The organism is Enorma timonensis (assembly GCF_000321165.1).
Taxonomy (GTDB): domain Bacteria; phylum Actinomycetota; class Coriobacteriia; order Coriobacteriales; family Coriobacteriaceae; genus Enorma.
The window spans coordinates 1-23,551 of the sequence record NZ_CAPF01000053.1 but is presented as its reverse complement, the minus strand read 5'-3'; the positions used below and the strand labels follow the sequence as shown (position 1 = coordinate 23,551).

The window sequence follows — 23,551 nt, the reverse complement described above, 5'->3', positions numbered from 1 at the left end:
GCCATGGCGAAGCGCGTAGACATCATCTCTGATACGCACGGCTGGCTCTCGGACGCGCTGCTCGCGCAGCTCGAGGGGGCGGACCTCATCATCCACGCCGGGGATATCACCTCGGAGACGGATTTCGAGCACCTGAAGACCATCGCGCCGGTGCGGGCGGTGCTGGGCAACAACGACTACTATCGCGATTACGGGCGCGACGTGGGGCGCATCCTGCGCTTCACGTACGAGGGCCTGCGCTTCGTGGTGGCGCACTACCACTCCGACCTGCTGCTCGACGAGGCCGATGTGGCCGTGTGCGGGCACACGCACCGCGCGCAGATCATCGAGGAGGCGGACTGCCTCGTGGTGAACCCGGGCTCGCCCACGTTTCCGCGCGGGTCGCGCGGCGCGACGATGGCGCGGCTGATGGTCGATGAGGGTCGCGTGCTCTCGGCGGAGATCCTCGATCTGGAGCGATGAGAAATTCAGATTGATAAAATCCAGACAGGCTGGTTTTTATCATGTTCGGCCGGGTTTGCCGGGCATGGCTGCCATTCACCGAAACAATTGACGCAATCGACCGGTTTGTGCAACGCCGTCGTTTCAAATGCTCCCTGCGTGGGAACATCTTGGGAAGCGGCGCTCATGCCGCAAGGTCCAGCGCGTTGATTGGAGTGCATATGTTCGATTTGACGGGACGCGTCGTCGTGGTGTCCGGGGCCTCTTCGGGCCTGGGATCGCAGATGGCGCGCGGATTCGCCGGCCAGGGGGCCGATCTGGTCATCATGGCACGGCGCATGGAGCGCCTGGAAGCGCTCGCGGAGGAGCTGCGCGGCATGGGCGTTCGCGTGCTGCCGGTTAAGTGCGACGTGACCGACCATGCGCAGGTCGACGCCGCCGCCGAGGCCGCCGAGCAGGAGTTCGGCAAGGTGGACGTGCTCGTGAACTGCGCCGGCTCGGCCGAGAACGCGGGCGTGCTCGATATGACCGACGAGCAGTGGGACTTCACCATCGCCACGGACATGACGAGCGTGTTCTACGTCACCCGCGCCTTCGGCAACATCATGCGGAAGAACAACTACGGGCGCATCATCAACATCGCGTCCATGTACGGCCTGGTGGGCAACACCGCCATGGACACCGTGGCCTACCACACCTCGAAGGGCGGCGTGGTGAACTTCACGCGCGCCGTCGCCGCCGAGCTCGCGAAGTACAACATCACGTGCAACGCCATCTGCCCGGGCTACTTCGAGACGGAGCTGACGACGGATACGCTGAACACCGAGGCGTTCACGCAGTACATGCAGGCCACCGTGCCGCTCGGCCGCTATGGCCACGAGGGTGAGCTCAACGCCGGCGCGATCTTCCTGGCGAGCGACGAGGCCTCGTACGTGACGGGCGTCATCCTGCCCATCGACGGCGGCTACACCTGCGTGTAGCTGGGGAATGATAAAATCCAGACAGGCTGGTTTTTATCATGTTTGGACGGAACCGGCGGAGAACGCCTTTTTTGAAAATTGTTCTTGCGCGCTCCGTCCGGTCTTGGTACACTAGCTACCGCAGCATTTGCTGAGGGGAGTTAGCTCAGTTTGGTTAGAGCGCCGGCCTGTCACGTCGGAGGTCGCGGGTTCGAGCCCCGTACTTCCCGCCATTGCTACGCAACGGCTCATCCGCTTCGCGGGTGGGCTGTTTTGCTTTGTATGGGGTTTGAGGCACGCTGGGTTCCCGCCTGAAAATCCCTTGCACCCCCGCAGGTTTCCTTCGGTCGCCCTTGCTTGTGAAATGCTACTGGGTTTACGTGATTTCGTGTGCACCCGGGCGGGAACATGCGTAGCATAGGGGGATGAATCGGCCGGACAATTGGTAACAAGGTGGATCCATGGACATCTCCCGCAAGACAGACTACGCACTGCGCATTCTCTCGATGCTCGTGGAGGAGGGCGACGATCTGCTCTCGGTGCGCATCGCGGCCGAGCGCGTGGGCGTGCCCTATTCGTTCGCCCGTTCCATCCAGCATGGGCTCTCCCATGCGGGCATCATCGAGAGCGTGCGCGGCGTGCGGGGCGGCATGCGGCTCAAGGTCGATCCCGAGGAGATCTCGGTCTACGACGTGATCGTCGCTGTCCAGGGGCCGCTGTGCATCAACGACTGCACCGCGCCGGACGGTGCATGCGGGCGCATGGGTTCGTGCTGCTTCCATCCCCTGTGGGTGGGGACCGAGGCGCTCGTCCGCGACTACCTGAGCTCGATTTCGCTCGCCGATGCCGTGACGTACCGTCGCTTCCCCGCGGTGGATGCGCGATTCACCGACCGCGCCGCGTTCGCGGAATACGCGGACTGCTCGGCGCTCCGGGGGTCGAGGTGCGCGTGACGGCGCAGGGTGAGGCTCCCGGTTCGCCTGCTTCGGGGGCGTCCGACATGACGCCTGCCGCCTCGACGGGCATGGAGGGGTTCCGCGCGTTCGTGCGCAGAGAGGGCGAGCGGCTGTATCGCGACCTGCCGTGGCGGCGCACGCGCGACCCGTATATCGTCTGGCTTTCCGAGGTCATGCTGCAGCAGACCCAGGTCGTGCGCGTCGAGGCGCGTATGCCGGAGTGGCTCGACCGCTTCCCGAGTATCGAGGCGCTCGCCGCCGCGTCCACGGCAGATGTCCTGGCGGCCTGGCAGGGCATGGGTTACAACCGGCGGGCGCTGGCGCTTCAGGCGGCCGCGCGCGAGATCGTGGAACGCCACGGCGGCGTCTTCCCGCGCGACACGCGCTCGCTCGTGGCGCTGCCCGGCATCGGCCCCGCCACCGCGCAGGGGATCCGCGCGTTCGCCTTCGACCTGCCCGGCGTCTACCTCGAGACGAACGTGCGCACCGTCTTCCTGCATCACTTCTTCCCCGACGTTCCCGGCGTGCCGGATCGCGAGCTCGTACCGCTCGTGCGCACCGCGTGCCCGTGCGCCCCCGCCGGCGCAGGGGAGCGCGCGGAGGCTGAAGAGGACGAGCGGCTGCGGTACGCGCTTCCCGCCGACGAGCGCGACACCCCGCGCTCCTGGTACTACGCGCTGCTCGACTACGGCGCGCAGCTCAAGAAGGAGATCCCCAACCCGTCGCGCCGTTCGGCCGGCTACGCCAGGCAGTCGCGCTTCGAGGGGTCGCGCCGGCAGAAGCGGGCGCAGATCGTGCGCATCCTGCTCGGCGCGGGGGAGCGCGGCGAGGGCGCGCTGACGAGCGCTGCCGTGCATGCGGCGCTCGACGAGGCAGAGCGCGCCGCCGGTCGGCCGCCTGTGGAGCTCGGGCTCGTGGAGGACATCCTGGCGGATCTTGAGCGCGAGGGCTTCTGCGCGCGCCTTGATGCCTCCGAGGGCGACGGGGAGCGTTGGGCGATTCGGTAAGGCGGCGCAGCTGAGGGACTGCGGCGCGGCGCTCGATGATGTGGGCTCTGATGTGGGCTCTCAGCAGGGTGATGCTCGTTCGGGGCTTTTTCTCCGCGATTGTGCAGTTCGCTTCTTATTGAAAATAATTCTCAATAAGGATGATTGCGATGCAAGCACCCGGGTATAATTGATACGCCTAGCTCCGTTTTGCTGGGCACCGTGTCGTTCGCACTGAAGAGAAAGGGACGCGACCATGGATTTCGAGACCTCTCAGACTAAGAAGAACCTTGAGACCGCGTTTGCCGGCGAGTCGCAGGCGCACACCAAGTACCGCTATTACTCCTCCAAGGCCAAGAAGGACGGCTACGTGCAGATCTCCAACATCTTCATGGAGACCGCGCTGAACGAGTCCGAGCACGCCAAGCTCTGGTTCAAGTACCTCCATGGCGGCGAGATCCCCGGCACCCTCGACAACCTGAAGGACGCGGCCGCCGGTGAGAACTACGAGTGGACGACCATGTACGCGGACTTCGCGAAGACCGCCGAGGAGGAGGGCTTCAAGGAGATCGCCGCGAAGTTCAAGGGCGTCGGCGCGGTCGAGAAGGCGCACGAGGAGCGCTACCTCAAGCTCGCCGAGCGCGTCGAGAAGGGCGAGGTTTTCACGCGCGAGGGCGTGAAGGTGTGGAAGTGCCTCAACTGCGGTCACCTGCATGTCGGCCCCACCGCTCCGCAGATGTGCCCCGTCTGCAACCATCCGCAGAGCTACTTCGAGGAGCAGGTCGTCAACTACTAGGTTGAGCCGAACCTTTCGGTACGTGTGAAACGCACCATATGGAGCCGGGTCCTTCGGGGCTCGGCTCTTTTTGTGTCTGGGCGGCGCGCGGGGGCTTGCTGCCGGGCGTGCTCGGCGCCGGGCGGGTGCTGCACGCCGGGGCGGATGCTGTACGCCGGGGCGAGTACTGCACGCCGCCGAATGTTTCGAAACGTCGCATTTTCGCGCCGCGCCGGGTGCGAACGACCGCTCGCGGGCGGTTCCGTGCGCTCTGGAGCCCTTTATCGAAAATGCCTTGCAATCGTTTGGTCCCGGCTGCCCCCGCTGCCACACTGATGCTCATACGCAGGGCGCAGGGAGTGGAGGGCCGGTATGGATCTGTTCATCGAGACGCCTCGGCAGGTTTCCGAGCGCAGAGAACGCGAGCTACGGGCGCAGGGCGATAGGCGTGACGCGCTGCAGGGGGTGCCCGATGTTGCCAGCGCGTCGTCGGGTTGCGGGGCGGCATCGATCTCGGCGGGTGGGCGCGTCGGCGGCGAGGCCTGCGCTTGTCAGGATGCCGCGGCTGCTGCCGGGCGCGCGCAGGGATTCCAGGCGGTCGCTCCCCATGGCGCTGGGCATGCGGGTAACGAGCCGTACTCCGTCGCGCAGGAGGCGTATCGGGAGGAGCTCGCGTTCGACAAGCGACGGACGTGCCGTCGAAAACGGCTCGCGGTGCTGCGTGTCGTGCGTCTCATTATCGGCATCCCGTTGCTGCTCGCCGTGGTGTTCGTGGGCTCGTACGTCTGCACGTGCATCCTGAACGGCGCCACCCCGGAGGAGGTGGCTGAGCTGCTGGGCGAGATGGCGGGGCACGTCACGAGCTTCTTCGCGCAACTGGGATAGCTCAGCCCATCTTCGCGCTGGGACAGATGTCCGCGAGCGGGCACTCACCGCAGCGGGGCTTGCGCGCATCGCAGATCTCGCGACCGAGCATGATCCACTGGTGGTTCACGTCGTTCCAATACTCTTTCGGCAAGATCTTCAGGAGGTCCTGCTCGGTCTTGAGGGGCTCCTTCGCATGCGTCTTGGGGGAGAGCCCCAGGCGATGGGCGATGCGGTTCACGTGGGTGTCGACGGCGATGCCCTCGACGATGCCGAACCCGACGTTGAGCACGATGTTCGCCGTCTTGCGACCCACGCCGGGGAGCTTGACGAGCTCCTTCATGTCCGTCGGCACCTTGCCGCCGTAGTCCGCGACGATCATCTGAGCGCATTCCACGGCGTGCTTCGCCTTCGTCTTGTAGAAACCGAGCGACTTGATGACCTCGGCGACCTCGGCAGGCGTGGCGCTCGCCATGGCCTCGGGTGTGGGCCAGCGGCGGAAGAGTTCGGGCGTGACCTTGTTGACCTGCGCATCGGTGGTCTGCGCGGAAAGAAGGACGGAGATGACGAGACGGAAGGGGTTGGCGTGGTCGAGGAAGCACTCGACCGGGCCGTAGCGCTCGTTGAGGCGACGGCACACTTCGATGGCGCGCTCGCGCTTGGCGGCATTGGTTTCACGTGGCATGGGCGCCTCTTTCTCTCGAACGGGCACGCTCATTATACCGAGGACACGGCTGCGGGACGTGGGCGGGCGGCGAGTACGACGAGGACGCGGTGGCTGCGGGGCGCAGGCGGGCTTTGACGCGGTGGCTGCGGGGGGTGGGCAGGCCGCGGGCTTTGACGCGGTGGCTGTGGGGGTGGGCAGGCCGCGAGTGCGATAAGGGCCAAAACCGTGCATCGGCGGCGCAGCCGGTTTGTTAGGGGCCAAAACCGTGCAAGTTTTCCGCGCAAAACGTCCCCATTTTGGCTCCTTTGACCAGCTGGAGGGGTGGGGTGGGGCTCCCCGGGTGAGGCCAGCGCCCCCGGAGCCCGGGTGAGGCCAGCGCCCCTGGGAGCCGCCCGGGCGCCCATGGCGCCGCGCACAGTGTCGTGTGCAGCGCCGCGCGAGACGGTGCGTCATCTGGGCTGCGGTACAATGCATCGGTGAAATCATCGAAGGGCGGGCGCGCCGCATGCGCGGCCGAGACCGCCCGGTTTGTCAGATTCGGGATGCTCCATGCTCATTCATCGTATCGCTGCACAGCTGTATACCGCCGAAGGGCCGCAGGCCATCGAGGAGGCGCTCGCCGCGGGCAAGGACGCCACGCTCGCCGTGTCGCAGTCCGGCCGCGTGCTTGTGCTCGCAGCGCAGTTCGCTCGGCACCCGCGGCCCATGGTGTACCTCGTCTCGGGCGAGGACGCGGCCGAGCGGGCGGCGCGGGGGCTGTCAGCGTACCTGGGGCCGGAGCACGTCGCGCGCTTCCCGGAGCGCACGGACTACCCCTGGCTCGACAAGCAGCCCGACGACGCGGTAGTGGCCGCTCGGTGCGCCGCCCTCGAGCGCTTGGCACAGGGCGAGGCGTGCATCATGGTCGCCTCGGCGCGCTCGCTTTTGCGCTGCGTCCCGCCGGCGGAGAGCCGTTATTGGGCGAGCGTGACGTTCGGGGTAGGCGAGGAGCACCCGTTCGAGGACGTGCCGAAGACCCTGGTGGGCATGGGCTACACGCGCGCCGACGAGGCGGATGCACCCGGGCTCTTCCGCGTGCACGGCGATGCCGTCGACGTCTACCCCGCGCAGGGTACCGCGCCCGTGCGCATCGAGTTCTTCGGCGACGAGATCGACCGCATCCGCCGCATGGTGACCTCCACGGGCCAGACCATCGGCGATGACGAGCGCGTGCAGATCTTCCCCTGCCGCGAGCTCGCGCTCACCGACGACGCCGTGCACCGCCTGCACGTGGCTCTCTACCAGCCCGCGCAGAGCGACCCGGAGCTCGCCGCGCAGCTGGAGCTCGCGGACGCCCGCGTGGTGACGCCGGAGCTCGACCGGTACCTGCCGTTCATGTACGAGCGCACCGAGAGCCCGCTGGCGCACCTGGCGGCCGACGCGCTCGTGGTGCTCTCGGAGCCGCGCTCGCTCTTCGACGACTGCACGCGCGCCTACGAGGATATCGAGCGTCGTGCCGGCGAGGCAGGTGTGGCGCACCTCGATGGGCTCTACCTGCGGCCGCAGCAGCTCGATTTCGGCAAGCAGCAGCGGCTGAACCTCGTGTCGATTATCCGCGCGGGCGGCGCGGTGACGGCGGAGCTCAAGATCGAGCAGCCGGCAATCGCGGGGTCGGACACGCGCTTCATCTCGCGCGTGCGTGAGCTCGTCTCGAACCGGTTCGCCTGCGTGTTCGCCGTGCCCGACCGCGGCGCGCGCGATTCGCTCGAGCTCTCGCTCGGCGACGAGTCCATCCCGTTCGAGGAATCGCTGCAGACGGCGCCCGAGAACGCGGGCGCGGTGGGCGAGGGCGTGCACGTGACGCTGCTCAAGCGCGATGCCGACCCGCTCAATGCGAGAACCTTGGGGGCTGAGTCATTGGGGACGGGTTCAATTGACTCAGCGCGCTCGGAAGATGCCGGCGGGCGCGGCGATTCCTTCCTGCGCTCGCGTCGTGAGTCAAATGAACCCGTCCCCAATGACTCGGGCGAACCTGCCGCACCGACCGTGCCCACCATCACACGCGGACGGGTCACCTTCGTCGACCTGCCGCTGCCGGCGGGCGTTGTGGTGCCGGAGGCGCACCTCGCCGTGCTCTCGCTCGCCGACCTCAACGCGCGCATGGACGCGCGCCGCGGGCGCAAGACGCGCCGCCGCGTGGACATGACCGAGGTCACGTTCCCCTTCAAGCCGGGCGATTACGTGGTGCACGCCACGCACGGCATCGCGCACTTCACCGCCATCGTGCGCCAGGAGGTCGCCGGGCGCGAGCGCGACTACTTCCTCTTGGAATATGCCGACGGCGACAAGCTCTACGTGCCGCTCGAGCAGGTCGACCGCATCACGCGCTACGTAGGGCCGGACGGGCAGAACCCCCGGCTCACGCGGCTCAACACCGCGGACTGGGCGCGCGCTACGAACAAGGCGCGCAAGAGCGCCAAGAAGCTCGCCTTCGATCTCATCGACCTCTACACGCGGCGCTCGTCGATCACCGGCGTCGCTTGCCCGCCGGACACCCCGGAGCAGATCGAGATGGAGGAAAGCTTTCCCTACGAGCCCACGCACGACCAGCTCGACGCCATCGCTGACATCAAGGCCGATATGGAATCCGCCAAGCCCATGGACCGCCTGCTCTGCGGCGACGTGGGCTTCGGTAAGACGGAGGTGGCGCTACGCGCGGCGTTCAAATGCGTGGACAGCGGCCGGCAGGTGATGGTGCTCTGCCCCACCACGATCCTGGCGCAGCAGCACTACCAGACGTTCTTCGAGCGCTTCGCGCCCTTCGGCGTGGAGGTGGAGGTGCTCAGCCGCTTCCGCACGCCGGGCCAGCAGAAACGCGCGCTCGCGGCCTTCGCCGAGGGCAAGCTCGACGTGCTCGTGGGCACGCACCGGCTCCTCTCCTCGGACGTGAACCCGGCGAACCTCGGGCTCGTCATCATCGACGAGGAGCAGCGCTTCGGCGTGCAGCACAAAGAGCAGCTCAAGAACCTGCGCGAGCAGATCGACGTGCTCACGCTCTCGGCGACGCCCATCCCGCGCACCATGCAGATGGCCATCTCGGGCGTGCGCGACATGAGCCTCATCACCACGCCGCCCACGGGGCGCCGCCCGGTCATCGTGCACGTGGGAGAGTACGACCCGGACGTGGTGAGCTCGGCCATCCGCCTCGAGCTCTCGCGCAAGGGGCAGGTGTATTACGTGAGCAACCGCGTGAAGACGATCGACGACGCCGTCGACCGCGTGCACGAGGCCGTGCCCGAGGCGCGTGTGGGGGTGGCGCACGGGCAGATGAGCCCGCGCGAGGTCGAGGACGTGATGATCGACTTCGCCATGGGGCGCATCGACGTGCTCGTGGCGACGACCATCATCGAGAGCGGCATCGACAACCCGCACACGAACACGCTCATCATCGAGGACTCGCAGCGCCTGGGTCTCGCCCAGCTCTACCAGCTCAAAGGGCGCGTTGGCCGCAGCGCCACGCAGGCGTACGCGTACTTCATGTTCCCGGGCGAGCTGCCGCTCACCGAGGAGGCGACGGAGCGCCTGACCGCGCTCTCGGAGTTCCAGGAGCTGGGGAGCGGTATGCGCATCGCCATGCGCGACCTGGAGATCCGCGGCGCGGGCTCGCTCGTGGGCGCGGAGCAGCACGGCAACCTCTCGAGCGTGGGCTTCGACCTGTTCACGCAGATGCTGGGCCAGGCCGTGGCCGAGGCGCGCGGCGAGGTGGCAGGAGACGTCGAGGCCGCGGGCGTGGCGATCAACCTGCCGGCCGACTTCTACCTGGACGAGGAGTACATCCCCGAGGTCGACCGGCGCGTGCTCGTGTACCGTAAGCTCGCCGCGGCAGACGAGCTCTCCGCGGTGGACGAGGTGCAGCAGGAGTGCGAGGAGCGCTTCGGCGAGGCCCCGCTCGCCGCGCGGAACCTGTTCGACCGCGCGCGGCTGCGCATCCGCGCCGACCGGCTGGGGCTTGAGAGCGTGTCGTTCACGGGCGGGCGCCTTGTGTTCCAGGGGATCGATGTGCCGAAGGACGTGGCGTTCGACCTGCGCTCGCGGTTGGGGGCGACGAACTTCCCCAAGAGCCGCAAGCTCTCCGTGCCATGTCGCGCGGGTGCCGGCGCGGGCAGTGGTGTGGGGCGCGGGCTCGACGCGGGCGAGGGCAACTCGGGTGTGGTTGCCGCCGCGCTCTCCGTGCTCGCGCAGCTCGGTGCTAGCGACGACGAGTAGCTGCGCGGCCGATGCGGTGATGCGAGTGATAATTTGGTGTGAGTGATAATTTGGTGTCAGTCACCTTTTTATCACGTATGTGAGATTATCGGTCGCGGGTTCAGGCGCGCCTAAGTGATAAAAAGGTGTCTGACACCAATTTATCACCTGGGGCGTGAGTCAAACGAACCCGTCCCCATTGTCTCAGTGAGTCAATTGAACCCGTCCCCAATGACTCGGCCTCAGATTAGCGGCCGTCGTCCTGCATGAGGGAGTTGCGGCGCTGGCGGGCCGCCTCGCGCGCAGGGCGCTTCGAGGGGTCGGGTACGGCGGTGGGAACCGGCTCGTCCACATGCCCGTGCCACCAGCCGCCGATGAAGTTGTCCGTGCGGAACACGTTGATCACCGCGCCGGGGTCGACCTCGCGCACGAGGCGCACGATGTCCTCGCTCTCGTACGTCGAGACCACGGTGTGCAGCAGGTACATGCGCTCGCGGCTGTACCCGCCGATCACCTCCGCGCAGCTGATGCCGTGCTGGAAGCTCGCGATGTAGGCGTCCATGACATCGTCGGCGCGCTTCGTGGTTATCTGCAGCGTCACGCGGTCGTAGCGGTGGTAGAAGCTGTCGATGGTCTTCGTCGAGATGAACTGGAACACGATGGAGTACGCCGCGCTCTCCCAGCCGAAGATCGCGCCCGACACGAGGATGAGCGCGCAGTTACCGGCGAAGATGAAGCCCCAGATGGTCTTGCCGGTGCTGTTTGCCACGAGCAGCGAGATGAAGTCCGTGCCACCCGTGGACGCGCCCGCCTTGAGCGCGATGGCGATCGAGATGCCCGAGATGAACCCGCCGAACACCACGAGCATGATCTGGTCGTCGAGCAGCGGCTTGAAATCGCAGAAGCGCAGGAACGCCGCCGAGAGCACGACCTGCAGGCTCGAGAACAGCACGAAGCGCTTGGAGATGCGGTTCCAGCAGATGAGCGCGAGGGGGATGTTGAGCGCGAGCATGCCGAGGTCCGTGGGGATGCGCACTCCCCAGAGCGCCGTCACACGGTCGACAAGCACGGCGATGCCGGTGAAGCCGCTCGGCAGCAGGCCCGCGGGGTTCACGAAGGCTTGGATGAGGAACGCCTGCACCAGGGCGGAGACCAGGACCGCGACGCCCGTGATGATGCGTCGGATGACGGCCAGGCGCGCGAGCTCGAGCGCGCGCTCGGTGATGGTGTCGGCGGCGTGTGCCATGGTGCTCCCCTCGGGATGGTCGTGCGCCTGGGGCGCTTCGGGTGCGGTGGCCATCATTGTAGCAACCTGCGCAGCGGGTGCCCGACGCATGTTGCTACCATAGGTGCCGACACCGATTCACCATCATGCGGAGGAGGCGGACGTGAGGGAGGCGGACGTGGCAGACCGGCCGACCATGGCAGACCAGCTGGACGCGACGGGGCAGCACGAACATCCCGAGGCGCGCGCGACGCTCAAGCGCTATTTCGGATACGGCTCCTTCCGCTCGGGGCAGGAGGAGCTCATCGACGCGATCCTCGACGGCCGCGATGCGTTCGGCGTCATGCCCACCGGCGCCGGCAAGTCCATCTGCTACCAGGTCCCGGCGCTCATGCTGCCGGGGCTCACGCTCGTGGTGAGCCCGCTCGTCTCGCTCATGGCCGACCAGGTGTTCTCGCTCAAGGCCGCGGGCGCGCACCCGGCGTACCTCAATTCCACGCTCACGCCGGGGCAGCAGAACACCGTCCTCAAGCGCGCGAGCGAGGGCTGGTACCAGATCATGTACGTCGCACCGGAGCGCTTGTCGAGCCCGCAGTTCCAGGCGTTCGCGCGCGCCGCGGCAGCGCCGGGCGGGGTGGGCATCCCGCTCGTGGCGGTGGACGAGGCACATTGCGTGTCGCAGTGGGGGCAGGATTTCCGCCCGTCGTACCTTTCGATCGCGGAGTTCGTGGCGTCGCTGCCGAAGCGCCCGGTGCTCGCCGCGTTCACGGCGACGGCGACCGAGCGCGTGCGGCGGGACATCGTGCAGATGCTCGGCCTGGAGCGGCCGGCGTTCCAGGTCACGGGGTTCGACCGCCCGAACCTCTACTACGAGGTGCGTGAGCTCGGCGAGAAGGACAAGCGCGCGTGGGTCGCGCGGTACGTGCGCGAGCACGCGTCCGAGAGCGGGATCATCTACTGCGCGACGCGCCGTGCCGTGGACGAGCTCGCGACCGACCTGCAGTTCGAGCTCATGCCCGAGGGCGTGCGCGTGGGACGCTACCACGGCGGGCACGCGCCGCAGGAGCGCCACGAGAACCAAGAGGGCTTCATCCGCGACGCGATTCCCGTCATGGTGGCGACGAACGCGTTCGGTATGGGAATCGACAAGCCGAACGTCCGGTACGTGATCCATCTGAACGTGCCCGAGAGCATCGAGGCGTACTACCAGGAGGCGGGGCGCGCGGGGCGCGACGGCGACCCGGCGAGCTGCGTCCTCTTGTGGAACGGTAACGACTTTCGCCTGCGGCGCTTCCTCATCGATAGGGGCGACGCGGCGGAGGAGGCGCTCGACCCCGAGCAGCTCGAGCGCGCGCGGCGGAATCGCTACCGGCTGCTTGGGCAGATGGAGGGCTATTGCCAGACGACGGGCTGCTTGCGGGCGTACATCCTGCGGTACTTCGACGACGCCGGCGCGCTCGGCGCGGAGGGTGCGGGAGCGGAAGCTGCCGCGGGCGCCGGTGCCGCCGCGCCGCATGGCTGCGGGAACTGCTCGAACTGCCTTGCGGAGTTCGAGGCCGAGGATGTGACCGCCGCGGCGCTCGCCATCATGCGCTTCGTGGCGGCGCGGCCGGGGCGCTTCGGCAAGACCGTCATCGCGGAGGCGCTCCACGGTGCGAACAACGAGAAGCTGAGGAAGTTTCGCCTGGTAGACGCTCCAGGGTATGGCGAGCTCGCCGAGATGCCGCTCGGCCGCGTGAAGGATGTGATCGACCAGCTCGCGGGGCGGGGCTACCTGGAGGTTGCGCAGGGACAGTACCCGGTGATCGGGTTGGGGCCGCGCGCGGGCGAGGCGCTCGGCGGCGCGCCGTTCGGGGACGGCAGCGGCGAGGGTCTGCCGGACACCGCTCCGGGCTTCACCTTCACCATCAAGTGGAGGGCGTCGAAGGGCCGCTCGGGCGCGCGGGTGCGTCGGGCGGTCGACCTGCTGCGCGACGAGGCGGGCGCGCTCGCCGATGCCGGGCGCGATTGTCCGGGCGACGACGCGGAGCTCTTCGAGCGGCTGCGTGCCCTGCGTCGCTCGCTCGCGCAGGAACGCGGGGTGCCTCCGTATATCGTATGCAGCGACAAGACGCTGCGCGGGCTGTGCCGCCGCCGTCCCGCAACGCGCGAGGAGCTGCTCGACGTCCCGGGCATCGGCGAGGCCAAGGCGAGCGAGTACGGCGAGGCGTTTCTGCAGGCCATCGCTGAGTTCGAGGACGAGCAGCGCGCGGGATGAGCCGGCGGTCGCGGTCGCGTGGGTAGAATGGGAAAGTGCATGCCGAGAACGCGTGCCTGCCAAACGCTTTAGGGAGGGTTATATGTCCGTCGAGGTTTCCGCAGCTTCAATCGACTCCGCTACCGCCGCTCGCGCGGCTTGCGCCGCAGCGCAGGACAAGCCGTTCCCCCAGGACATCTTCACGGCGCCGCAGCTGCGCTGGGCGGTCGTGGGGTGCGGGGCCATCGCGAACCAGATGGCGCAGACCCTCGCGCTCGCGGGCCGGCGCATCCAGGGCGTCGCCAACCGCACCCATGAGAAGGCGGTCGCGTTCGCCGAGACCTATGGGATCCCGCGCGTGTACGCGTCGTTCGACGAGCTGTGGGCGGATACCGACATCGATGCCGTCTACATCGCCACCCCGCACAACACGCACATCACCTACCTGCGCGCGGCGCTCGCGGCGGGCAAGCACGTGCTCTGCGAGAAGGCCATCACCCTCAACGCGGCCGAGCTCGCCGAGGCGCGCGCCCTCGCGGACGCCCACGGCGTCGTCCTCATGGATGCGACCACCATCTTGCATATGCCGCTCTACCATGAGCTGCGGCGCCGCATGCTGGCGGGCGCGTTCGGCGCGTTCAACCTGGCGCAGGTGAATTTCGGCAGCTACAAGGAGTACGGCGACCTCACGAATCGTTTCTACAGCCTGCAGCTCGCGGGCGGTGCTATGCTGGACATCGGCGTGTACGCGCTTTCCATCGCGCGCCTGTTCATGGCGAGCAAGCCGGACGAGGTCGTGTCGCTCGCCAACCGCGCCGTGACGGGCGTGGACCAGACGAGCGGGTTCGTGACGCGCAATGCCGAGGGGCAGATCGGCGTCTTCTCGCTCTCGCTCCATTCGAAGCAGCCGAAGCGCGCGGTGCTGAGCTTCGACCGCTGCTACATCGAGGTGAACGAGTACCCGCGCGCCGACACGGCGACGATCGTGTGGACGGAGGGCGGTCGGCGCGAGGACGTGACGGCGGGCGAGGAGGCCTATGCGCTCGCTTACGAGGTCGCCGACCTCGAGGCTGCCGTCGCGGGCGATGCATCCAAGGCGTGGCTTCTGGAGTACGCGGCGGACGTCATGGACATCATGACGCGCCTGCGCTACGACTGGGGCGTGTACTACCCGGAGGAAGCTGAGGTCGCCGCAGCCGCGGGAGCGACGGTGGCGGGGACGGCGTAGCGGTTCAGGTGGGGCCGCGGAGCTGCCCAGCGGGGACGGCGACACCGTTCGGCGGGGCGGCGGCGCGCTTGACGTGCTCCGGCGGGCGTGAAAAGATGGAAGCTCGCGGGCGCCCGGAAAGCTGCAGCCGGGAGGTACGCCCGCTAGAGAAGGAGCCCCCATGCCCATCCGCATCCCCGACGCGCTGCCCGCGACCGCTGCCCTCGAGCGCGAGAACATCTTCGTCATGACCGAGTACCGCGCGCTGCACCAGGATATCCGTCCCCTGCGCGTGCTCATCTTGAACCTCATGCCCACGAAGATCGCCACCGAGACGCAGATTATGCGCAAGCTCTCGAACACGCCGCTGCAGATCGAGGTCGAGCTCCTGCGCACGGTGAGCCACGAGGCGACGCATGTCTCCGAGGATCACCTCGAGACGTTCTACCGCACGTTCGAGGAGGTCGAGCACGAGCACTTCGACGGCCTCATCATCACGGGCGCGCCGGTGGAGCAGCTCGACTTCGAGGATGTGGACTACTGGCCGGAGCTCCAGCGCATCATGGACTGGTCGGTCGAGAACGTGCACTCCACGCTGCATATCTGCTGGGGCGCGCAGGCGGGGCTGTACCACCATTACGGCATCAACAAGCGCGCGCTGCCCGCGAAGCTCTCCGGCGTGTACGAGCACCGGCTCGTCAAGCGCTCCTCGCCGCTCGTGCGCGGCTTCGACGACCGGTTCTACGCGGTGCATTCGCGCTACACCGAGTCGTGCCGCGAGGAGATCGAGGCGTGCCGCGAGCTCGAGGTGGTCGCGGAGTCCGACGAGGCGGGGCTGTATATCGTGAAGAGCGCGGACAGCCGGCAGTTCTTCGTGTTCGGGCACCCCGAGTACGACACGGACACTCTGCGCTTGGAGTACGAGCGCGACGTGGCACGCGGCATCGACCCCGATGTCCCGGCGCACTACTTCCCCGACGACGACCCGGCGCGCGAGCCGCTCAATATCTGGTGCAGCCAGGCGCAGCTGCTCTACACGAACTGGCTGAACTACTACGTCTACCAGACCACGCCGTATGACATCCGGCTCGCAGGCCGTCTCGCCCGCCGCCGCGCCGGCCTCGTGTGAGTCATTGGGGACGGGTTCATTTGACTCACTGACCGCAAGTACCCCAGGGGCTATGTAAAATAACCCCTGGGGTATTTTTACATCCCATTTCGTGTACAGCTTGTACACGAAATTATATAATTTCGTGTACAGCTTGTACGCGAAATTGGTTTAGGTGATGTGTATGCCGAGTCTGGTGCTCGAAAGGAAAATCGAGCAGGCCATCGAGCGATGGTTCTCGAGCGGCGACAGCAAGCCCTTGCTCATCCAGGGTGCCCGGCGGACGGGCAAGACCTTTACCATCGAGCACGTGGGGCGACGGCTCGCGGGCGATTGCTTCGTGAAGCTCGACTTCCAAACCGACCTCGCGGCTATTGAGCGCATATTCTCGGGGGCAAGCGACGACGTCGACGCGATCGTGGCGCGCATCGCCGAGTACAAGCGCGCCGACCTTGCGCCCGGGGATTCCCTGATCTTTTTCGATGAGGTGCAGCTGCACGAGAAGGCTCTCAACGCCCTCCGCTTCTTCTCGGACTCCCGGTGGCGCATCATCGCGAGCGGCAGCTTGCTCGGCGTCACGACGAAGAAACGCTCGCTGCCGTTCCCTTCCGGCGTGCGCCAGCTCACGATGACCCCGCTCGATTTCGAGGAGTTCCTTTGGGCGCAAGGGGAGCGCCGCATGGCCGATGACATTCGAGCCCATGTCGAGACGCTCGAGCCCTACATGCTCCACGAGCAGGCGCTCGGCTGGTATCGGAGGTACCTGGTGGTCGGCGGCATGCCGCTGCCCGTCCGCCGTTGGTGCGAAACGCGGAGCATGGAGGCGGTTGCAGAGGAGCAGCGCGAGATCGACGCTACGTACACGGCGGACATGACCGACCCCCAGAACGGCATCTCGGGCATCTCTGCCAAGCGAATCTGGGAGAGCCTGCCGCGCCAGCTGCTGCGCGCTTCGACCAAAAAGTTCAAGTACGCCGACGTCGTGCGCGGTGGAAGGCGCGCCCGCTTGCTTGAGCCACTCGAATGGCTGGCGGCGGCGGGCATCGTTTCCATCCACGAGCGGACGTCCGACACCCAGGCCCCGCTCACGCCGTACAACGACGAGGAAGGCAGCTTCTTCAAGGTGTATGTGGCGGACACGGGCATCATGTTCCAGAAATTTGGCATCGACCCCGCGCTCGTGCTCGATGTGGATGCGCGCGGAGCCATATCTCCGGAGTTTCGCGGCGCGCTCGCGGAAAACGCTGTCATGCAGGCGCTGCGCGCGCGTGGCATCGCGAGCTACTATTGGATGCCCGAGGGATCTGGCGCGCAAGGTGAGGTTGATTTCGTTTACCAGACCCCTCAGGCGGAAGTCATCCCCGTCGAGGTGAAGTCGGCACGGAACGTGACGGCGAAGAGCCTGCGGCGCTTGATGCGCGAGGGGAGTTCCCCGTATGCGATACGCCTATCCGAGCAGGAGTTCGGACGGACGGTCGACGCGGACGGCAACGAGCTGCGCAGCATTCCGCTCTACGCTGCCCACTGCATGTAAAATTACCCCAGGGGTATTTTTACATGACCCCTGGGGTTTCTCTACACGCAGTACGCTGTATCAATGTAAAAATACCCCTGGGGTAATTTTACATTCAGGCGAGGAGATCGACGACGTTCCAGTCGGCGTCGCTCGCCTCGATGATGCCGCGGCCGCCGAAGACGCACGCGGGCGCCTGCTCGGCGACGAGCTCGACGGCGTCGCCGAGCTCGCGCAGGCGCTCGGGCGTGGTCGCGAGCATGTCCGCGCGCAGCTGCTCGCGCCAGCCCGCCGGCCTGCCGGAGAAGTACGCCCCGTTGCGGCGCTTCGTGAGCGCGTACGGCTTCACGGGCGCGTCCTGGCCGGCGACGGTGCTCACGATGAAGCCCTCGAACGTCTCGCGGTCCGCGTCGAGTCCGCGCAGCCAGGCTCCGCTGCGCGCGATGCGCTCGATCGACGGGTCGATGGCCGGGTCGCGATAGGTGTAGAACGAGAGCTGGCGGTCGGGGATGGCGCGGAACCCGCAGCCGTACGCGCCGCCCTTCACGCGGATCTCGTTCCACAGGAAGCCGTAGGAGAGCGCGTTGGCAGCGACGCCCCAGCTGCCGTCGGTGGCCAGGCCGAGCACGCGCGGGTCGGTCGCCTTGCCCAGGTAGTACACGTCGCTCGGGATGATGAAGGCCTCGCGCCGCGGCTCGGGCATGGGCACGAAGAGCTCCTTGGCGCGCGCGGTGCGCGGCTCGAGCCCCAGGGTGCCCGCGGCCTCCCAGTAGCGCCGGTAGTCCTCGTCCGAGCCGGTGAAGCTCGCGATGGTGCCGCTCGAGGTGAAGATGCGATCGCGCAGGTCGCGCAGGGCGTCGCAAAGGGCGCCCGCGCGCTCGTCGAAGTGGTCGAGCAGGTCGCGCAGGAAGCGGTAGAAGTCCACGCCGCCCAGCTGCTCGGAGATGACCGCGGCGGGCGAGACGTAGGAAAGCGCGCGCCCGAGCGCAGCCTGGTGTCCGGCGGTGATGAAGGTTTGCTCCATGGCGATGCGCATCTGTGTGAGCACGTCGCGCATGCGCTCGGTGTCCTCGAACAGCGTCTCCGCCCACACCTCGCGCGGGATGGTCGCGAGCGCATCGATCTTCTCGGAGAGCGCGCCGGCGGAAACGAGGAGCACGGGGCGGGCGAGGCGCCAGTCCTCCTGCTGGTAGACCTCGGTGGTGAACGAGAGGAAGCCGAGGTTGGAGCCGATGTAGCTATCGAGCTCCGCGGCGGTGCGGCGCGCGGTGGGGAGCTGCTGCATCAGGCGGCAGAGCACCTTCACGTAGGGCAGCTCGACGTAGCTCACGTGGCTCAGGTCGAAGTACGTGAGCGCGTACGCCAGGCGATGCGTGGGGATGTCGTGCCGCAGGCATGGGATGGGCGCGGACTCGTCGAGCTCGGCGGGCTCGTCGGGGCGCGCGGGGCCGATGTCCGCGACGCGCAGGCGCGGCAGCTTCGCACGGTCTTCGGGCGCATCCTCCGCCTCCTGCTGGCGGCGCAGCTCCGCCACGCCATCGAGCACCTGCTGTAGGTCGGCGTCGGACATGCCCTCCTTGCGGGCGGCGAGCTCGGCGGCCTCGCCGGGGTCGGTCACGGCGTCCCCGGCGGCGGCGTCCGCGGCGTCGGCCTCGGTGGGCACGAGCTCCACGAGGGCGGCGTGGTCGGTCTCGAGCACGAGCTCGCGCAGGAGGGTCTCGAAGAAATCGCCCTCGAGCGCGTCGCGCAGCTCGGCGTAGATGTCGCCGCACGTGAGCGCGGACGTGGCGGCCTCGTCGTCGTAGAGCCACGTGGAGAGCGCGTCGCAGGCGAGCGCCACGCCGTCGGCCACGCCGTAATCGCGCTGGCGCAGGGCGTACTCGTTGTTCGAGATCACCGCTTCCAGGCGGTCGCGCGGCACGCCCTGCTCCACGAGCTCGCGGCAGGTGTCCTCGATGACGCCGCGGAACGCGCGCGCGACCTCGGGTTTGGCGTTCTGCAGGATGATCATCTCGTAGGGCTGCTGGCAGGCGGTTGAGGTGTAGCTCACCACGTTGCCGCCGAGCCCCGCCTCGATGATGGCCTTCTTCACCGGCGCCTCGTTGGACCCCAGGATCGCCTCGAAGAGCACGTCGGCGGCGATGACGCGGAACGTGTCGAGCGCCTGGCCGATGACGTAGCCCATGCCCACGAGCGCGTTCTCGGGCGTCGTGTCCATGGCGACGCGGCGGTACGCGCAGACCGTGGGCTCCTGCATGGGGAGCGGGTTCGGCGCGAGGGCTTCCGCGGGCGCTCCGGCCGCGCGCTGCTGCTCGATGCGCTCCGTGGCGGCGTACGGCTGCGAGAGGTAGCGCTCGTCCAGGAACGCGAGCTCGCGGCGGACGTCCGCGAAGTCGCCGTACAGCGTGATGTAGCTGTTGGCGAGGTTGTAGTGGCGCGCGTGCGTGTCCAGGAACTCCTCGTAGGTGAGCTGCGGGATCGCGCGCGGGTCGCCGCCCGATTCGAACGCGTAGGGGGTTTCCGGGAAGAGCGCCGCGTTCACCGCATCATCGAGCACGTTCATGGGGTCGGAGAGCGCGCCCTTCATCTCGTTGAACACCACGCCGTTGTAGCGCAGCGCGCCGTCGCGCAGGCTCCCGCCCTCGGGCACGTCGAGCTCGTAGTGCCAGCCCTCCTGTTGGAAGATGGTCGGCTTGGTGTAGATGGCCGGGTTGAGCACGGCGTCCATGTAGACGTCCATGAGGTTGAGCAGGTCCTGCTCGTTGGTGGACGCTACCGGGTAGATGGTCTTGTCCGGGTAGGTCATGGCGTTCAGGAACGTTTGCATGGAGCTCTTGATGAGGTCGACGAACGGCTCCTTCACGGGGAATTTCGCGCTGCCGCAGAGCACTGAGTGCTCGAGGATGTGGAACACGCCCGTGCTGTTCGCCGGGGGTGTCTTGAAGGCGATGGCGAAGGCCTTGTTCTCGTCCTCGCAGGCGAGGTAGAGCAGGCGCGCCCCCGAGGCCTCGTGGCGCAGCACGTAGGCGTCGGCGTCGAGCTCGTCGATGGTTTGCGTGCGCTCGACGGCGAACCCGCAGGTGGTGCTTCCGGGGACGAGCGCCTCGCGGGCGCTTGCGCGGGCGGACGGCGTGGAGGGGGCGGACGGTGCGGCTTCGGGCGCGCGGGTGGTGCTCATACGGCTCCTTTTCGTTGGGCGGATAGTCTGAGCCTTGTTATACCCGCTTGTCCGTGGCCGGGGTGCGGGAATCTGTGGGGGTGTTGGCGGCACGGGCGGAGGGGGGATGGTCGGGCGCGCCGGGGGTGCGACTGTGATGCTTCAGGGGTGCGCCGGGGGCGTGGCCGGGGAGCTTCAGGGGCGCGCTGGGGGAGCGCCGGATCGCGGCTGAAGCGCACCGGGGACTCCGCCGCCGGAACCCGCCCGCCGCACCGCGCCGCCGCTGCCGGAACCCGCCCGCCGCACCGCGCCCGCCGCGAAAGTGTGGTGAGATTGTGAGCCGACGCCCGCCCGCCGCAGCGGCGAGCGCCGCGCGCGTCCGTTTCCCAAGGGCGTGCTCCGGCGGGATAAAGCGCAGGGCGAAACGCGCGCCAATCTTTCAAAATCAGCCTTTCTACCTGCTGCTTCATACGGTACCGTGAGAACAGGCCGACACGCGTGCAGGTGTCGGAGGCATGTGGAAGGGGGCGCGCCGTGGCGCTTGAGGCAGATCACATTCTCGACCGCGAACTCGTGGAGACGGGGTACGGGGCCGACGCCATGTCGCGTCTGAGGCGCCGCCGCAAGCGCGAGCGCGCGAACGCCGCGGGCGAGCGCCGGGCCGTGTCGGGCGTGCTCGCAACGCTCTTCGGCGGGCTCTTCTGGGGCTTCTCGGGCACGTGCGCGGACTTCCTCTTCGAGAACTACGCGGTCGACACGCTGTGGCTCGCGTGCATGCGCCAGCTCGTGTCGGGCGGCATCTTCCTCGTGGTGATCCTGCTCACCCAGCGCAAGCAGCTGTTCGCGCTGCTGCGCAACCCCCACGATATGCTTGTGCTCGCGATGTTCGCGGCGTCGGGCGTGCTGCTCAACCAGCTCGGCTACCTCATGACGATCCGCCTCACCAACGCGGGCACGGCGACCGTCCTGCAGTGCCTGCAGCTCATCATCATCATGGTGTACGCGTGCCTGACGACGCATCGCGCCCCGCGCCGCCGCGAGCTTATGGGCGTGGTGCTCGCGCTCGTGGGAACCTATCTGCTCGCGACGGGTGGCAACCCCTCTAACCTGGCAATTCCCTTCGAGGGGCTCGTCGTGGGCCTGCTCTCCGCGGTGGGAGCCGCGTGCATGTCCATCATCCCCGCGCGCCTGCTGCGCGAGTACGGCGCGTCGGTGGTCACCGGCATGGGCATGCTGCTCTCGGGCATCGTGACGAGCGCGTTCATCCAGCCGTGGGCGCACATGCCCGCGCTCGACGGCCTGGGATGGGGCGCGTTCATCGTGCTCGCGGCCGTGGGTTCGTGTTTGGCGTACTCGCTGTACATGCAGGGCGTGAAGGACATCGGCTCCATGCGCGCGAGCCTCATCGGTACCATCGAGCCGGTCTCCGCTGCTGTGACGAGCGCGCTCGTGCTGGGCACGGTCTTCACCGGCACCGACATCGCCGGCTTCGTCGCGATCATCGTGATGGTGTTCCTCACGGTGTAGGAACAAAGTGAGCGAAACGAGCGTTTTATAGGCACCCCCGGAAGTAGCACGGGGTCACCTGCCAACAAAAGCGCAGGTAACAGCGCCGCCACTTCGTCGGCTACTTGACCTACCCCCTATAAACCGTTCATTTCGTTCACTTTGTTCTGCAAGTATCCAGTTGCCCGTCAAACGCAGCCACGGTGAGCCAGAGCTTTGCAGTTTGCGCTGCGTTTCGCGCCTACGCTCCCGCAAGACCCAGCTCTTCGAGGCCCTTCTGCGTAAGCTTGTAAATCGGCGGTCGCTGTGACACCCGCCCCATAAGGCCGTGAGCATCGCTCAAGGAGGTGAGGGCTTTCCTCGCCGTAGGTGTCGATACGCCCAGGTAGCTGGTAAGATCGGCGAGCTTGGTCTCTTGGAACGCACTGTAGAGCTGCATCTGCGCCGCGTAGTACAAGGTACTGCATTCGCGAGATGAAAGTTTGCCCTCGAGTATGTTGAGCCGCTCGTTGAGGGTGTCGAGTGCGCTGCGCTTTTCCTCCAAATCTGCGATGAGCTGCTCCTGCGCGGACTCAACGAGGTCGAGCAAGGCTAGGACGAAATGCGTTCCTTCGGCATGGTTGAGCCTGCGCTCGGTTACGTCGAACGCCTTGTAATATGCGGCTTTGTTCTCGGCTATGACGCGCGAAAGCGAGAGCACGGTGGGTTGTGACAGCGGGCTGCTGAGATGCAATGCGAGCAGGTACCTGCCGGTCCTTCCATTGCCGTCGTAGAAGGGATGTATGTATCCGAAGAGGAAGTGACAAAGCAGGGCGCTATACAACTCGGGCATCTCCTCGTCGCGCGCGAGCTTAAGCCACTGGGTCATCATTCGCTCGATTTCCGATTCGGGCGTCACACCGCGATGTATGGTTCGGCCGCGCTCGTCCTCAATCACGACAGACCCGGTACGGAATAGGGTCGCGCCCGGCAGGTCGGCAGGATCGATGGCATCTGCAACGACGGAGTCGTAGATGGCGCGAATGTCCTCAAGCGTACTCGGTGAGGCGGCATCATCGGTAAGGTTTAGATAGAGACGGGCCATCTCGACGAACGGCGTATGCGCGGTTTTCCGCCCTGCTTTCTGTGTGTGCGCGCCAGTTTGGGCGCGATCGAGGGCAATCTCGATTTCTCGTCGCGTGCTGTGGACGCCCTCCATCTCGTTGCTGTATACGACCTCGTCGAGGATGAGCGCGCGAATGTAAGCGCCGAGCGCGATGGGGGGAAGGGCGCGCCACAGCGCCGATACCCTGCGCTCGCGGCGAAGCGTCCGCTCGGTTGCGTGCGAAAGCTCTCGGGGAACGGCGAGGAATAGTTCACCGTGTTCGAGTTGAATACCCGTGCGGAACGTCGATTCGTTCTGCAGGCGGGTTTGGTAACGCTGCTCGTGAGTTGAGAAGCGGTCTGAAGAGGAGTCTGCGTAGAAGAGCTTCTCCAGTGTCGGATACGACATAGCATCCTCCAGAAAAAAGAGCCAGTTTTTTTACAGCGCTTTGAATGCTATCAGGTATTAGAAAAATAAGTGCTTATCTTTTCGATAAGAAACTTGAATACTTATTAAAAGAAAAAATCAGCGATATTTTATTGATAATTGAAGCCAGGCATGTGTATCAGAAAGAAACAGTTCAATGCAGTTGGGCTCCGCTGCGATCGCCATCGCGGCGCTTCCGAACACAAACGAAGCGAAA

The 23,551-nt window shown here is 66.8% G+C and carries 16 protein-coding genes and 1 tRNA gene; 13 read left to right on the top strand and 4 right to left on the bottom strand.

Annotated features, from left to right (window positions below; translation table 11 throughout):
- Positions 1 to 3 precede the first annotated feature (3 nt).
- The 7 genes from BN423_RS06255 to BN423_RS06220 all read left to right on the top strand — a co-directional run bounded on the left by BN423_RS06255 (position 4) and on the right by BN423_RS06220 (position 5,002).
- The gene (locus BN423_RS06255) at positions 4 to 462 is read left to right on the top strand and encodes a metallophosphoesterase family protein (protein WP_019239407.1); all 459 of its coding nucleotides are present in this window, start codon (positions 4 to 6) and stop codon (positions 460 to 462) included.
- Positions 463 to 662: 200 nt separating this feature from the next.
- Positions 663 to 1,421, top strand: a complete 759-nt coding sequence (locus tag BN423_RS06250) for an SDR family NAD(P)-dependent oxidoreductase (protein ID WP_019239406.1) — start codon at positions 663 to 665, stop codon at positions 1,419 to 1,421.
- A gap of 134 nt (positions 1,422 to 1,555) precedes the next feature.
- A tRNA-Asp gene (locus tag BN423_RS06245) sits at positions 1,556 to 1,633 on the top strand.
- Between the two features lie 228 nt (positions 1,634 to 1,861).
- Complete coding sequence (locus BN423_RS06240) at positions 1,862 to 2,353, top strand: RrF2 family transcriptional regulator (protein ID WP_019239405.1); 492 nt, start codon at positions 1,862 to 1,864, stop codon at positions 2,351 to 2,353.
- Positions 2,354 to 2,400: 47 nt separating this feature from the next.
- Positions 2,401 to 3,363 (top strand): HhH-GPD family protein, encoded by a 963-nt coding sequence (locus tag BN423_RS06235; RefSeq protein WP_019239404.1) that lies wholly within the window; start codon positions 2,401 to 2,403, stop codon positions 3,361 to 3,363.
- A 235-nt stretch (positions 3,364 to 3,598) separates the two neighbouring features.
- Positions 3,599 to 4,138 carry a rubrerythrin gene (gene rbr / locus BN423_RS06225; protein ID WP_019239403.1) on the top strand — a complete coding sequence of 180 codons (540 nt, stop codon included), beginning with the start codon at positions 3,599 to 3,601 and terminating at the stop codon, positions 4,136 to 4,138.
- Positions 4,139 to 4,489: 351 nt separating this feature from the next.
- The gene (locus BN423_RS06220) at positions 4,490 to 5,002 is read left to right on the top strand and encodes a hypothetical protein (protein ID WP_019239402.1); all 513 of its coding nucleotides are present in this window, start codon (positions 4,490 to 4,492) and stop codon (positions 5,000 to 5,002) included.
- Between the two features lies 1 nt (position 5,003).
- On the opposite strand, the gene nth is transcribed toward BN423_RS06220, so the two are convergent.
- Entirely contained in the window at positions 5,004 to 5,666 is a 663-nt protein-coding gene (gene nth / locus BN423_RS06215) for an endonuclease III (RefSeq protein WP_019239401.1), read from the bottom strand.
- Positions 5,667 to 6,197: 531 nt separating this feature from the next.
- Between nth and mfd the strand changes: the two genes are divergently transcribed.
- Positions 6,198 to 9,893 (top strand): transcription-repair coupling factor, encoded by a 3,696-nt coding sequence (mfd, locus tag BN423_RS06210; RefSeq protein ID WP_019239400.1) that lies wholly within the window; start codon positions 6,198 to 6,200, stop codon positions 9,891 to 9,893.
- A 226-nt stretch (positions 9,894 to 10,119) separates the two neighbouring features.
- Here the strand turns inward: mfd and BN423_RS06205 are convergent, their stop codons facing one another.
- Positions 10,120 to 11,118, bottom strand: coding sequence for a YitT family protein (locus BN423_RS06205; protein ID WP_019239399.1), 999 nt, complete (start codon positions 11,116 to 11,118; stop codon positions 10,120 to 10,122).
- A 175-nt stretch (positions 11,119 to 11,293) separates the two neighbouring features.
- Between BN423_RS06205 and BN423_RS06200 the strand changes: the two genes are divergently transcribed.
- The 4 genes from BN423_RS06200 to BN423_RS06185 all read left to right on the top strand — a co-directional run bounded on the left by BN423_RS06200 (position 11,294) and on the right by BN423_RS06185 (position 17,182).
- Positions 11,294 to 13,354: a RecQ family ATP-dependent DNA helicase gene (locus BN423_RS06200; RefSeq protein WP_187367786.1), complete on the top strand. Its 2,061-nt coding sequence runs from the start codon at positions 11,294 to 11,296 to the stop codon at positions 13,352 to 13,354.
- A gap of 82 nt (positions 13,355 to 13,436) precedes the next feature.
- Positions 13,437 to 14,561: a Gfo/Idh/MocA family protein gene (locus BN423_RS06195; protein WP_019239397.1), complete on the top strand. Its 1,125-nt coding sequence runs from the start codon at positions 13,437 to 13,439 to the stop codon at positions 14,559 to 14,561.
- A gap of 160 nt (positions 14,562 to 14,721) precedes the next feature.
- On the top strand, positions 14,722 to 15,669 hold the full coding sequence (gene metA, locus BN423_RS06190; protein ID WP_019239396.1) for a homoserine O-acetyltransferase MetA: 948 nt from the start codon (positions 14,722 to 14,724) through the stop codon (positions 15,667 to 15,669).
- A 163-nt stretch (positions 15,670 to 15,832) separates the two neighbouring features.
- Positions 15,833 to 17,182 carry an ATP-binding protein gene (locus BN423_RS06185; RefSeq protein ID WP_019239395.1) on the top strand — a complete coding sequence of 450 codons (1,350 nt, stop codon included), beginning with the start codon at positions 15,833 to 15,835 and terminating at the stop codon, positions 17,180 to 17,182.
- Between the two features lie 94 nt (positions 17,183 to 17,276).
- Here BN423_RS06185 and BN423_RS06180 read toward each other — a convergent pair whose 3' ends face one another.
- A complete protein-coding gene (locus BN423_RS06180) occupies positions 17,277 to 20,339 on the bottom strand; it encodes an insulinase family protein (protein WP_019239394.1) in 3,063 nt (1,020 codons plus the stop codon).
- A gap of 513 nt (positions 20,340 to 20,852) precedes the next feature.
- Between BN423_RS06180 and BN423_RS06175 the strand changes: the two genes are divergently transcribed.
- A complete protein-coding gene (locus tag BN423_RS06175; RefSeq protein ID WP_019239393.1) occupies positions 20,853 to 21,845 on the top strand; it encodes a DMT family transporter in 993 nt (330 codons plus the stop codon).
- Positions 21,846 to 22,065: 220 nt separating this feature from the next.
- Here BN423_RS06175 and BN423_RS06170 read toward each other — a convergent pair whose 3' ends face one another.
- Entirely contained in the window at positions 22,066 to 23,316 is a 1,251-nt protein-coding gene (locus BN423_RS06170) for a Fic family protein (protein ID WP_019239392.1), read from the bottom strand.
- Positions 23,317 to 23,551 lie beyond the last annotated feature (235 nt).